This is a genomic window from Klebsiella sp. K4 (assembly GCF_014596785.2).
Classification (GTDB): domain Bacteria; phylum Pseudomonadota; class Gammaproteobacteria; order Enterobacterales; family Enterobacteriaceae; genus Klebsiella; species Klebsiella pneumoniae.
Map to the genome: position 1 here is coordinate 1,387,655 of NZ_CP115021.1, position 12,164 is coordinate 1,399,818.

Here is a 12,164-nt window from a genome sequence, read left to right on the forward strand (position 1 = left end):
AAAAGATGGGCCAGCAGGATGATATACAATCAGTGCTCTTTCACGACAAAAGCCGGGCGTCGGAAGTGGATATCGTCGCCGTGCAGTCGCAGGTAGTCTATGGCAGCGTCGGCAACAGCATCGCGGTTCCGGCGATTAAACAGCATGGTCTGCGCGTGCTGGCGGTGCCGACGGTGCTGTTCAGTAATACGCCCCATTATGAGACGTTCTATGGCGGCATTATTCCGGAAGAGTGGTTTGTCGGGTATCTGCAGGCGCTGGAGGAGCGCGACGCGCTGCGCGAACTGCGTGCGGTCACCACCGGCTATATGGGCAGCGCTGTGCAAATCGAACGCCTGGCGCAGTGGCTGACGCGCGTACGGGCCCGCCATCCCGGGTTATGCATTCTGGTGGATCCGGTCATCGGCGATGTCGACAGCGGCATCTATGTCAAGGCTGAGATCCCGGACGCCTATCGTCAGCACCTGCTGCCGCTGGCGCAAGGGATCACCCCCAATCTGTTCGAACTGGAGACGCTGAGCGGCCAGCGCTGTCGCGATCGGCAGGAGGCGGTCGCCGCGGCGCGAAGCCTGCTGTCGGACACCCTCAAATGGGTGGTGATCACCAGCGCGCCGGGAGAGGCCGATTCGACGATCAATGTGCTGGTGGTGACGGCCGATGCAGTGGAAGTGGTGGTTCACCCGCGGGTGGAGACAGACTTAAAAGGAACCGGCGATCTGTTCTGCGCGGAGCTGGTGAGCGGGTTGCTTTCCGGCCTGGCGCTGGGGGCAGCGACGCAGGCTGCTGCCCAGCGCGTGCTGGAGGTGATGAACTGGACTGCCGCCCAGGGTTGTGACGAATTGATCCTACCGCCGCTGGAGCAAAGCAGATGAAAAGCTATCGGTTAGTGATCCGCCAGCAGGGACGCATTGTTGGTCATTTTGATACGACAGGTGAGGCGGCGCTGGAGGATGCCTGCGTGGCGCGGTCGCTGTTCGGCCTGGCCGGTGGATATCAGTGCGAACTGCTGGTCGCTGACAGCGAGCGGCGAATTCTGGAGAGCACCCCGGAGGGATTGCGCGTCTTGTCCCGCGAGAAGTGCTATCGACCGGTAACCTGCGCGGTATAAAAAAATGGCGCCTTTCGGCGCCATTTTTATGCAGCAAGCATTACTTCTTGATGCGGATTACCGGGGTTTCACCCACGGTCACGCTACCGGACAGTTTGATCAGCTCTTTGATCTCGTCCATGTTGGAGATAACCACCGGCGTCAGAGTCGACTTGGCTTTCTCTTCCAGCAGCGGCAGATCAAATTCGATAACCGGATCGCCGACTTTCACGCGCTGACCTTCTTCAGCGATACGCTTGAAGCCTTCGCCTTTCAGTTCAACGGTATCAATACCGAAGTGAACGAACAGCTCGATGCCGCTATCAGATTCAATAGAGAACGCGTGGTTGGTTTCGAAAATTTTACCAATGGTACCGTCTACCGGCGCGACCATTTTGTTGCCAGTCGGTTTGATGGCAATCCCATCGCCCACAATTTTTTCCGCAAAAACCACATCCGGCACGTCTTCAATGTTGACGATCTCACCGGAGAGGGGAGCAACAATCTCAATAGTTCCGGTGTCTTTCTTGTCATCAGAAACCAGAGATTTCAATTTATCAAACAAACCCATGATCTTCTCCTAAGCAGTAATTTGGGCCGCGCATCTCGTGGATTAGCAGATTGTTTTTTCTTCAATGAACTTGTTAACCAGCGTCATTAACTCGTCCGTTGTCGGTTGAGCAAGAGCCTGCTCTGCTAATACTTTCGCATCTTCGAAGTTCGTATTACGAATAATCTTCTTGATGCGCGGGATGGAAATGGCGCTCATAGAGAATTCGTCCAGCCCCATACCCAGCAACAGAAGTGTAGCACGTTCATCGCCCGCAAGCTCACCGCACATGCCAGTCCATTTACCTTCAGCGTGAGAAGCATCAATAACTTGCTTAATCAGATTCAGTACAGACGGTGACATCGGCTGGTAAAGATGTGAAATCATATCATTACCACGGTCAACTGCCAGAGTATATTGCGTTAAATCATTGGTGCCGATACTAAAGAAATCAACTTCTTTGGCCAGATGACGAGCAATGGTCGCCGCAGCCGGTGTTTCCACCATCACGCCGATCTCAATGGATTCGTCAAATGCTTTACCTTCGTCACGCAGTTCCTGTTTGTAGATTTCGATCTCTTTCTTCAGCGCACGCACTTCTTCAACAGAGATGATCATCGGGAACATAATGCGCAGCTTACCGAAAGCGGAGGCACGCAGGATGGCGCGAACCTGGTCGCGCAGGATCTCTTTACGATCCATCGCAATACGCACGGCACGCCAGCCGAGGAACGGGTTCTCTTCTTTCGGGAAGTTCATGTACGGCAGCTCTTTGTCGCCGCCGATATCCATGGTACGGACGATAACGGCCTGAGAGCCACAGGCCTCAGCCACCGCTTTATAAGCCGCAAACTGTTCTTCTTCAGTTGGCAGCGCGTCACGGTCCATGAACAGGAATTCGGTACGATACAGGCCTACGCCTTCGGCGCCGTTGCGCTCAGCACCTTCGACATCGCGAACGGTACCAATGTTGGCGCAGACTTCAACCTGATGGCCGTCGAGGGTAATCGCCGGCAGATCTTTCAGTTTCGCCAGTTCGGCTTTTTCTTCCGCAACCTGAGCCTGCAGGCTACGCAGCGCTTCAATTTGCTCGTTAGACGGGTTGATCAGAACCTGGTTGTTCACCGCGTCGAGAATCAGATAGTCGCCGTTTTTCACCTGCGCCGTGATGCTGCCGGTGCCCACGATGGCCGGCAATTCCAGGGAACGCGCCATGATAGAGGTGTGGGAGGTACGACCGCCCGCATCGGTGATGAAACCCAGCACTTTTTTCAGATTCAGCTGTGCGGTTTCAGACGGGGTCAGATCGGCGGCGACGAGGATGACTTCATCCTGAATCGCACTCAGATCGATGATTGCCAGACCAAGGATGTTGCGCAGCAGGCGCTTACCGATATCACGTACGTCAGCCGCACGTTCTTTCAGGTATTCATCATCCAGCTCTTCCAGGGCAGTGGCCTGACCGTCGATAACTTCATTGGCTGCCGCGTCGGCAGTCATGTGCTTATCTTTAATCAGGGCTATGATTTCCTGCTCAAGCTCCTCATCTTCCAGCAGCATAATATGCCCTTCGAAGATGGCTTCTTTTTCTTCACCGAAAGTTTCACCAGCTTTGGTTTTGATGACCTCCAGCTGGGCGGAGGCCTTGGCGCGGCCGCTCAGGAAACGTTCGACTTCCTGATCAACCTTATCGGCAGAAATTTTCTTCCGGTCGATGACAATTTCATCTTCCTTCAGCAGCAATGCTTTGCCGAAGGCGATACCCGGGGATGCTAAAATGCCTGAAATCATAACCCTACCTTACTTGTGACTGATATGAAAAAGAACCCGTGAACTTACTCGAGTTCAGCCATCAGTTTAACCAGATGCTCAACAGCTTTCTGCTCATCTTCGCCTTCAGCGGAGAGGGTCACTACGGTGCCCTGGGTCAGGCCCAGAGTCTGCAGTTTGAACAGGCTTTTGGCGCTGGCGCTTTTGCCGTTGGAGGTTACAGTGATCTCAGAAGTGAAGCCTTTAGCTTCTTTAACAAACTGAGCAGCAGGGCGGGTGTGCAGACCGTTCGGAGCGGTAATGGTAACTTCTTGCTGGAACATTATATTTCCCCAACTTATAGGTTTAGTGTTGTGGACCTAAAGTCTAGTCTAACGACTCGACTTTAGCCTGTATTGTTAGCGCCGGCGTTACGTTTCCGGCCTTGGCGTCGGCAGCGCCTGGCGCTGCGAAGACCTGCGGGCCATTGACGTCTAGCACGTCATTAAACATTATGCCGCGAAAGGAAGACTTGAACCAAATCATAAAATCGATTCAGCTGGCGGAAATCCTCTTCTGAATAATTTCGCGCATCAAAATAAATGTGCTGGTTAAATACCAGACCCTACGAGGTGAATCAATGCCAGGAGGGGTAAAACTTTGACGTGTGCCACAAAAAAGCACCCGAAAAGGTGCTTTTTTACACATTATTTACAAGCTGGCACTACTGTTGCAGCTCTTTCTCAGTGAAGAGATCGGCGAACAGCGCGGTGCTTAAATAACGCTCACCTGAGGAAGGCAGGATAACCACAATATTCTTATTGGTAAAGGCCTCATCTTCCTGCAGCTTCAGCGCGGCGGCAACGGCGGCCCCGGAAGAGATACCCGCCAGGATGCCTTCTTCTTCCATCAGGCGGCGCGCCGTGGAGATAGCTTCCTCGTTGGTAATGCCGATCACTTTGTCGACCAGCTTCAGATCCAGGTTGCCAGGAATGAAGCCGGCGCCGATACCCTGAATTTTGTGCGGACCCGGCTTGAGCTCTTCCCCCGCCAGCGCCTGGGCGATCACCGGGGAATCGGTCGGTTCAACGGCGACGGTGATCAGATCTTTTTTACCTTTGGTGTTTTTGATATAGCGGCTGACGCCGGTCAGCGTTCCGCCGGTACCTACGCCGGAGATAAATACATCCACCTGACCATCGGTATCTTCCCAGATTTCCGGGCCGGTAGTCTTCTCGTGGATTTCCGGGTTAGCCGGGTTGCTGAACTGCTGCAGCAGCAGGAATTGTTCCGGGTTGCTGGCGACAATCTCTTCCGCTTTCTGGATAGCGCCTTTCATGCCTTTGGCGCCTTCGGTCAGCACCAGGTTGGCGCCCAGGGCTTTCAGCAGCTTACGACGCTCGATGCTCATGGTTTCCGGCATGGTTAGCGTCAGTTTGTAGCCGCGGGCCGCCGCCACGTAGGCGAGGGCGATACCGGTGTTGCCGCTGGTCGGCTCGACCAGTTCCACGCCAGGTTTCAGAACGCCGCGCTTTTCAGCATCCCAGATCATATTGGCGCCGATACGGCATTTTACGCTAAAGCTCGGGTTACGAGATTCTACCTTTGCCAGGATACGGCCATTACCGATGCGGTTCAGTCGTACCAGCGGCGTATGACCGATAGTCAGGGAGTTGTCTTCAAAAATCTTACTCATGGCCCGTCCTTAACTGTATGAAATTTGGGGGTACGGCATCAGCATACCCGCTTAAAGAATATGCGGAAGTAAGGATTTAGCATATCTATATGCGGAAGGGAAATAATGATAAGCAAGAAGGAATAAGCGCGATATAAGGGAGCGGCCTTTGCCGCCCCCAAGTGAAGGTGTTACCGCTATTTCCAGCTGGCGTGTCTATCGCGATAGCAATCGACCCACATGGCGGTGGCGCCGCAGATAGCCACCGGAAGGATCACCAGGTTTAACACCGGGATCATTGTGAACAGGCTGGTGAGCGCCCCAAACTGCATATTCATCACTTTGCGACTGCGCAGCGCTTCGCGCATGGTTTTGAAGGGAACCTTGTGATTATCAAAGGGATAATCACAGTATTGAATCGCCAGCATCCATGCGCTGAACAGGAACCAGAGTACCGGGGCTACCGTCTGGCCAACGCCGGGAATAAAGTAGAGCAGCAACAGCACGATGGCGCGCGGCAGATACCAGGCCAGCTTCTGCCACTCACGCTTCATAATCCGCGGAATATCTTTCATGATGCCAAAGACGCCGACGTCCGGCGGGGTAGCGCCGGTCAGGCGCGCTTCCAGCTGTTCCGCCAGCAGGCCGCTGAACGGCGCGGCTATCCAGTTGGCGATCGTCGAAAAGAAGTAGCCAAACACCAGCAGGATTGAGAGCACTACCACCGGCCACAGCAGGTAGTTTAGCCACTGCAGCCAGTCCGGCACATGGCTCATCAGCGAGGGGATCCAGCTGCCGAGACGGGTAAACAGCCACCAGAAGGCAGCGCCCATCAGCAGTACGTTAACCAGTAAAGGCAGGAAGACATAACGCCGTATGCCCGGCAGCCCGATGAGTTTCCAGCCCTGCGAAAAATAATAAACGCCGCTGCGCGGGGTCGGTGCGGATGATGAAACCATAGCCAGGCATTGCTCCTTTTTTAACATCCGGTGTGAATGCTCGCTTATTTTATCGGGTCGTCAGACAATAACCAGTTAGGAAATGTTCGAAAAAACAGCAAAAAGCACGATTTAGTTCATCTTTATGTGGTGAAAGCGGCCGACGCACTTGCACTTGAGGTAATCGGCAAATACTCTTAGTGAGTAAATGTTTGCCGTGGTGGCAAGGTGTTAGAACAACAGAGAATATAATGATGCAGGATTTGCGTCTGATATTAATCATTGTTGGCGCGATCGCCATAATCGCTTTACTGGTACATGGTTTCTGGACCAGCCGTAAAGAACGTTCTTCGATGTTTCGCGATCGCCCACTGAAACGTATGAAGTCGCGCGACGATGAGTCGGAAAACGACGACTTTGATGATAATGTTGAAGGCGTAGGAGAAGTCCGCGTTCATCCGGTGACTCACGCCCCGCACGGCGCGCATGGGGAGCATGAAGCCCCTCGTCAGGCGCCGCAGCACCAGTACCAGCCGCCTTACGAGCGCCAGATGCAGCAGCCTGCGCGTCCTGAAGAACCGGTTCGCCAGCCGCCGCAGCCGCCGCGCCAGGCCCCGGTTCCACCGCAGCAACAGCCTGCGCCGCATGCGGCTCCGCAGACTGGCTGGCAACAGCCGCAACCTGCGCAGCCGCCCGTACAACCGCAACACCAGCCGCAGCCTGTTGTGCAGCAGCCTGTCGCGCCGCAACCGGTGACGCCGACCGTCGCTCAGCCGCAGCCAGCCGCCCCTCAGCAGCCTGCGCCACAGCCTGTTGCCGCGTCGCAGCCCGCCGTCGCGGAACCGCAGCCGGTAGAGCCGCAGCAGCCCGCCGCGCCGCAGCCGAAAGAGCGCAAAGAGACGGTCATTGTGATGAACGTCGCCGCGCATCATGGCGCCCAGCTTAACGGTGAAGTGCTGATCAACAGTATCCAGCAGGCCGGCTTTAAGTTTGGTGAAATGAATATTTTCCACCGCCACCTAAGTCCGGACGGCAGCGGTCCGGTGTTGTTCAGTCTGGCCAACATGGTGAAACCGGGAACCTTCAATCCGGACAGCATGGCGGATATGATGACCCCTGGGGTGACTATCTTTATGCAGGTCCCTTCCTACGGCGATGAACTGCAGAACTTCAAGCTGATGCTGCAGTCTGCGCAGTATATCGCTGACGAAGTGGGCGGCGTGGTGCTTGACGATCAGCGTCGCATGATGACGCCGCAAAAACTGCGTGAATACCAGGATCGTATTCGCGAAGTGAAAGACGCGAACGCCTGACGTTCCGCGTTAACTCAATCCTTTCTCAACCCCCGCCTGTCGGGGGTTTTTTATCATTGATGGTGTGATATGGAACCAATCGAACAACAACTGACTGAACTGCGAACCACGCTTCGCCATCATGAATATCTGTACCACGTTATGGACGCGCCGGAAGTGCCGGATGCGGAATATGACCGCCTGATGCGCAAGCTGCGCGAGCTGGAGAGCCAGCACCCGGAGCTGATTACCCCGGATTCGCCAACTCAGAGGGTGGGGGCGGCGCCACTCACCGCCTTTAGCCAGATCCGCCATGAAGTGCCGATGCTGTCGCTGGATAACGTGTTTGACGAAGAGAGCTTTCTCGCCTTCAACAAGCGGGTACAGGATCGCCTGAAAAGCACAGATCATCTTACCTACTGCTGCGAGCTTAAGCTCGACGGCCTCGCGGTGAGCATTCTCTATGAAAACGGCGTGTTGGTGCAGGCGGCAACCCGCGGCGACGGCACCACCGGCGAAGATATTACCTCTAACGTGCGAACTATTCGCGCCATCCCCCTCAAGCTGCATGGCGAGAATATTCCTGCACGCCTTGAGGTACGTGGGGAAGTGTTCCTCCCGCAGGCCGGGTTTGAAAAAATCAATGAGGAAGCTCGCCGCACCGGCGGGAAAGTGTTTGCTAACCCGCGTAATGCGGCAGCGGGTTCGCTGCGCCAGCTCGATCCGCGCATCACTGCGAAGCGACCGCTTACTTTCTTCTGCTACGGCGTGGGCGTGCTGGAGGGCGGCGAGCTGCCGGCCAGCCACTCGGCTCGGTTGCTGCAGTTCAAAGCATGGGGGCTGCCGGTGAGCGATCGCGTCACCCTGTGCCACACCCCCGAGGAAGTGCTTACTTACTATCGTAAAGTCGAGGAAGAGCGTCCCCACCTGGGCTTTGACATTGATGGCGTGGTGATCAAAGTCGATTCGCTGGCGCTGCAGGAACAGCTGGGTTTCGTCGCCCGCGCGCCGCGCTGGGCCGTGGCCTTTAAGTTCCCGGCACAGGAGCAGATGACCTTCGTCCGGGACGTGGAGTTCCAGGTGGGCCGCACCGGGGCGATTACGCCGGTGGCGCGTCTGGAGCCGGTCCATGTTGCCGGCGTGTTGGTGAGCAATGCCACCCTGCATAATGCCGATGAAATTGAACGCTTAGGCTTGAAAATCGGCGACAAGGTGGTGATTCGCCGGGCAGGCGATGTGATCCCGCAGGTGGTTAACGTGGTGCTTTCCGAGCGTCCGGCGGATGCCCGGGATGTCGTCTTCCCGACCCACTGTCCTGTATGTCAGTCAGACGTTGAACGGGTGGAAGGCGAGGCGGTAGCCCGCTGTACGGGCGGCCTGATCTGCGGCGCGCAGCGCAAAGAGTCGCTCAAGCACTTCGTCTCCCGTCGCGCGCTCGACGTTGACGGCATGGGCGACAAGATCATCGACCAGCTGGTGGAGAAAGAGTACGTCCATACCCCGGCGGATCTGTTCCGGCTGACGGCGGGGAAACTGACCGGGCTGGATCGAATGGGGCCGAAGTCCGCGCAAAACGTAGTCAATGCCCTCGAGAAAGCCAAAGAGACGACCTTCGCACGCTTCCTCTACGCCTTAGGTATTCGCGAGGTAGGAGAAGCGACGGCGGCGGGCCTGGCGGCGCATTTCGGCACTCTCGAAGCCCTGGAGCAGGCTTCAATTGAGGAGCTACAGAAAGTCCCTGATGTCGGCATCGTCGTCGCTACCCATACCTTCAACTTCTTTGCCGAAGAGAGCAACCGCGATGTCATTGCGCAACTGCTGGCGGAGGGGGTTCGCTGGCCTGCGCCAGTGGTGGTGAAGGCGGAAGAGATTGATAGCCCGTTTGCAGGCAAAACCGTGGTCCTTACCGGCAGCCTCAGCCAGCTGTCGCGCGATGACGCCAAAGCGCGTCTGGTGGCGCTGGGGGCGAAGGTGGCAGGCAGCGTGTCGAAGAAAACCGACCTGGTGATTGCCGGCGAAGCGGCGGGGTCTAAGCTGGCGAAAGCGCAGGAGCTGGGCATCGAGGTGATTGATGAAGCCGAAATGATGCGTCTGCTGGGAGAATAACGTGGATAAAGCGCAGCTGGTCGAGATAGCCAATACCGAAATGCCGTTCGGTAAATACAAGGGACGTCGCTTAATCGATGTCCCGGAAGAGTATTTATTGTGGTTCGCGCGTAAGGATCAATTCCCTGCCGGGCATCTTGGCGAGCTGATGGCGTTGACCCTGCTGATTAAAACTGAGGGGCTGAGCGATCTGGTCCAGCCCCTGAAGAAAGCGCGTTAGGCTTTGGCCGCGTTGGCCTTTTCCTCAGCGAGACGCGCATCGGTTTGCTGCTTGTAGCGCCGCGCCAGCACCGCGCAGACCATCAGCTGGATTTGGTGGAAGATCATCAACGGCAGCACCATGATGCCGAGGATGGAGGTCGGGAAGAGAATATTGGCCATCGGAATGCCGTTGGCCAGGCTCTTTTTCGAACCGCAGAAGACGATGGTAATCTCATCGGCTTTGTTAAAGCCGCAGCGGCGGGCGACCAAGACGTTGACCGCGATGACGATGGCCAGCAGCACCAGGCTGACCACCACGATAAACAGCAGCGATCCCAGACCGACTTTATGCCAGATGCCATTCACCACCGCCTCGCTAAAGGCGGAGTAAACCACCAGCAGAATCGAGGTCTGGTCGGTCTTACCAATCCACTTCTTATGCTTCGCCACCCAGTCGCCAATCCACGGCCGCGATAAGTGACCGAGCACGAAAGGCAGCAGCAGCTGCAGCATAATTTTACCGACCTGCTCCAGACTGCCGCCTGCGCCGTGAAGGTTCATCAGGACCCCCACCAGTAGCGGGGAAACAAAGATCCCCAGCAGGCTGGAGGCCGAGGCTGAGCAAACCGCAGCCGCGACGTTGCCCCCGGCCAGCGAAGTAAAGGCGATAGCGGATTGCACGGTGGCCGGCAGAATGCACAGATAGATAAAGCCGCTGTAGAGCATCGGATCGACATTCACCGGCGCCCACCAGGCAAACAGAACCCCGAGTAGCGGGAAGAGAATAAAGGTGCTGCACATCACCCAGAGATGCAAACGCCAGTGGCTGCCGCCGGCGATAATCGCCTCCCGGGAGAGTTTAGCGCCATGCATAAAGAACAGCAGCGCGATGGCGGCGGTGGTCAGATGTTCAAAGAAAGGGACGAAAGCGCCACGGGCCGGGAAGAATGAGGCCAGCAGGACAACGGTGATTAGCGTGGCCGTAAACGGATCGAGAATACGGAAAAGTTTCATAAACGCTCCTGAAAAGAGATGCGCTATTGTGCTTTTTTTCATTTGAGAAATAAAATTGATTTATTGCATCTATTCATGAATAAAAAAGATGAATTACTCTCTGCGTCAGTTAAAAGTATTTGTCACCGTCGCCCGGGCCAGAAGCTTCAGCCGGGCAGGGGAGATGATTGGCTTAAGTCAGTCGGCCGTCAGCCATAGCGTCAAGGAGCTGGAGCATCAGACCGGCGTCCGTCTGCTCGACCGTACTACTCGCGAAGTGGTGCTCACCGAGGCGGGCCAGCAGCTGGCGGGCAGGCTGGAACGTTTGCTCGATGAGTTGACGATTACCCTGCGCGACGCCGGGCGGGTTGGCCAGCAGCTGAGCGGCACCGTCAAGGTCGCCGCCAGTCAGACGATTTCCGCTCACCTTATTCCGCAGTGTATTGCTCACAGCAATCGTCGTTATCCCGATATCGATTTTGTGCTGCACGATCGGCCCCAGCAGTGGGTGCTGGAGAGTATCCGCCAGGGGGAAGTGGATTTTGGCATCGTGATTGATCCGGGGCCGGCGGCAGACCTTCAGTGTGAAGTGGTTCTGGCGGAACCATTTTTGCTGCTCTGCCGGGAGGATCATCCTTTTGCCAGCCTGACAGAAGTGCCGTGGCTGGCGCTGCAGGATGAAAGGCTAATCCTGCAGGATTATGCGTCCGGCAGCCGCCCGCTGATCGATGCGGCCCTCAGCAGGCTGGCTATCCGGGCGAACATCGTCCAGGAGATTGGCCACCCGGCAACGCTGTTTCCGATGGTAGAATCGGGAATTGGCATCAGCGTTCTGCCGGCGCTGGCGCTACCGTTACCGCAGGGGAGCCATCTGACGGTGAAACGGCTGACTCCGGTGATGGAGCGGCAGCTGATGCTGGCATGCAGGAAAAATCGCTCGCTGTCGACCGCCGCTCAGGCGTTATGGGAAATTGTGCGTGAAGAAGGGGAGAATTTAACCGCCGCCAGGGTTGAAGATCCGCTATATCAGCGCTGACAGGGGAGATTGCTGCGGAGGGACTCGTGGCAGGGCCATGTTCCGCGCATAGCAAAAAGGCGCCTTTAGGGCGCCTTTTTACATTGGTGGGTCGTGCAGGATTCGAACCTGCGACCAATTGATTAAAAGTCAACTGCTCTACCAACTGAGCTAACGACCCGAAGTGGTGGGTGATGACGGGATCGAACCGCCGACCCCCTCCTTGTAAGGGAGGTGCTCTCCCAGCTGAGCTAATCACCCACTTCGGTACTTCACATTTTGACAGAAAATCCAGCTGGCGAGAAAGTGGTGGGTGATGACGGGATCGAACCGCCGACCCCCTCCTTGTAAGGGAGGTGCTCTCCCAGCTGAGCTAATCACCCACTTCTCAATTTTCTGTTCTACACGGCGGAGACTACGTTAAGTAGTGGTGGGTGATGACGGGATCGAACCGCCGACCCCCTCCTTGTAAGGGAGGTGCTCTCCCAGCTGAGCTAATCACCCCCGCTGTGTGGAGTCGCATTATAGGGAGAGTTGAAAATGAGTCAACGCCTTTTC

12 protein-coding genes and 4 tRNA genes are annotated in these 12,164 nt (G+C 56.2%); 6 read left to right on the forward strand and 10 right to left on the reverse strand.

All coding sequences use genetic code 11. From position 1 onward, the window contains the following. Positions 1-5 precede the first annotated feature (5 nt). The gene (pdxK, locus tag IB144_RS06880) at positions 6-872 is read left to right on the forward strand and encodes a pyridoxine/pyridoxal/pyridoxamine kinase (protein WP_004174917.1); all 867 of its coding nucleotides are present in this window, start codon (positions 6-8) and stop codon (positions 870-872) included. Further along, positions 869-1,108 (forward strand): hypothetical protein, encoded by a 240-nt coding sequence (locus IB144_RS06885; protein ID WP_002913605.1) that lies wholly within the window; start codon positions 869-871, stop codon positions 1,106-1,108. Before pdxK ends, IB144_RS06885 begins: the two co-directional genes overlap by 4 nt. A gap of 40 nt (positions 1,109-1,148) precedes the next feature. Here IB144_RS06885 and crr read toward each other — a convergent pair whose 3' ends face one another. From crr to cysZ, 5 genes are all read right to left on the reverse strand, one after another. Then, positions 1,149-1,658, reverse strand: coding sequence for a PTS glucose transporter subunit IIA (gene crr, locus IB144_RS06890; RefSeq protein WP_000522253.1), 510 nt, complete (start codon positions 1,656-1,658; stop codon positions 1,149-1,151). A 42-nt stretch (positions 1,659-1,700) separates the two neighbouring features. Beyond that, entirely contained in the window at positions 1,701-3,428 is a 1,728-nt protein-coding gene (ptsI, locus tag IB144_RS06895) for a phosphoenolpyruvate-protein phosphotransferase PtsI (protein WP_002913506.1), read from the reverse strand. A gap of 44 nt (positions 3,429-3,472) precedes the next feature. Then, a complete protein-coding gene (gene ptsH, locus IB144_RS06900) occupies positions 3,473-3,730 on the reverse strand; it encodes a phosphocarrier protein Hpr (protein ID WP_002913505.1) in 258 nt (85 codons plus the stop codon). A gap of 380 nt (positions 3,731-4,110) precedes the next feature. After that, positions 4,111-5,082: a cysteine synthase A gene (gene cysK / locus IB144_RS06905; protein ID WP_002913498.1), complete on the reverse strand. Its 972-nt coding sequence runs from the start codon at positions 5,080-5,082 to the stop codon at positions 4,111-4,113. A 176-nt stretch (positions 5,083-5,258) separates the two neighbouring features. Next, complete coding sequence (gene cysZ / locus IB144_RS06910; protein ID WP_004174922.1) at positions 5,259-6,020, reverse strand: sulfate transporter CysZ; 762 nt, start codon at positions 6,018-6,020, stop codon at positions 5,259-5,261. A gap of 230 nt (positions 6,021-6,250) precedes the next feature. Here cysZ and zipA point away from each other — a divergent pair, with 230 nt between their 5' ends. The 3 genes from zipA to IB144_RS06925 all read left to right on the forward strand — a co-directional run bounded on the left by zipA (position 6,251) and on the right by IB144_RS06925 (position 9,617). After that, on the forward strand, positions 6,251-7,312 hold the full coding sequence (gene zipA / locus IB144_RS06915; protein WP_004180822.1) for a cell division protein ZipA: 1,062 nt from the start codon (positions 6,251-6,253) through the stop codon (positions 7,310-7,312). Positions 7,313-7,381: 69 nt separating this feature from the next. Continuing rightward, positions 7,382-9,397: an NAD-dependent DNA ligase LigA gene (ligA, locus tag IB144_RS06920; RefSeq protein WP_004180820.1), complete on the forward strand. Its 2,016-nt coding sequence runs from the start codon at positions 7,382-7,384 to the stop codon at positions 9,395-9,397. Position 9,398: 1 nt separating this feature from the next. Further along, positions 9,399-9,617 carry a DUF3820 family protein gene (locus IB144_RS06925; protein ID WP_002913440.1) on the forward strand — a complete coding sequence of 73 codons (219 nt, stop codon included), beginning with the start codon at positions 9,399-9,401 and terminating at the stop codon, positions 9,615-9,617. On the opposite strand, the gene IB144_RS06930 is transcribed toward IB144_RS06925, so the two are convergent. Further along, positions 9,614-10,612, reverse strand: coding sequence for a bile acid:sodium symporter family protein (locus IB144_RS06930; RefSeq protein ID WP_032418578.1), 999 nt, complete (start codon positions 10,610-10,612; stop codon positions 9,614-9,616). The genes IB144_RS06925 and IB144_RS06930 overlap by 4 nt on opposite strands. An 88-nt stretch (positions 10,613-10,700) precedes the next feature. Between IB144_RS06930 and IB144_RS06935 the strand changes: the two genes are divergently transcribed. Then, positions 10,701-11,627 (forward strand): LysR family transcriptional regulator, encoded by a 927-nt coding sequence (locus IB144_RS06935; protein ID WP_009486215.1) that lies wholly within the window; start codon positions 10,701-10,703, stop codon positions 11,625-11,627. An 84-nt stretch (positions 11,628-11,711) separates the two neighbouring features. Here the strand turns inward: IB144_RS06935 and IB144_RS06940 are convergent. From IB144_RS06940 to IB144_RS06955, 4 genes are all read right to left on the reverse strand, one after another. Continuing rightward, a tRNA-Lys gene (locus IB144_RS06940) sits at positions 11,712-11,787 on the reverse strand. A 4-nt stretch (positions 11,788-11,791) separates the two neighbouring features. After that, positions 11,792-11,867 (reverse strand) — tRNA-Val (locus IB144_RS06945). 46 nt (positions 11,868-11,913) lie between these two features. Further along, positions 11,914-11,989 (reverse strand) — tRNA-Val (locus IB144_RS06950). 45 nt (positions 11,990-12,034) lie between these two features. Next, positions 12,035-12,110, reverse strand: a tRNA-Val gene (locus tag IB144_RS06955). Positions 12,111-12,164 lie beyond the last annotated feature (54 nt).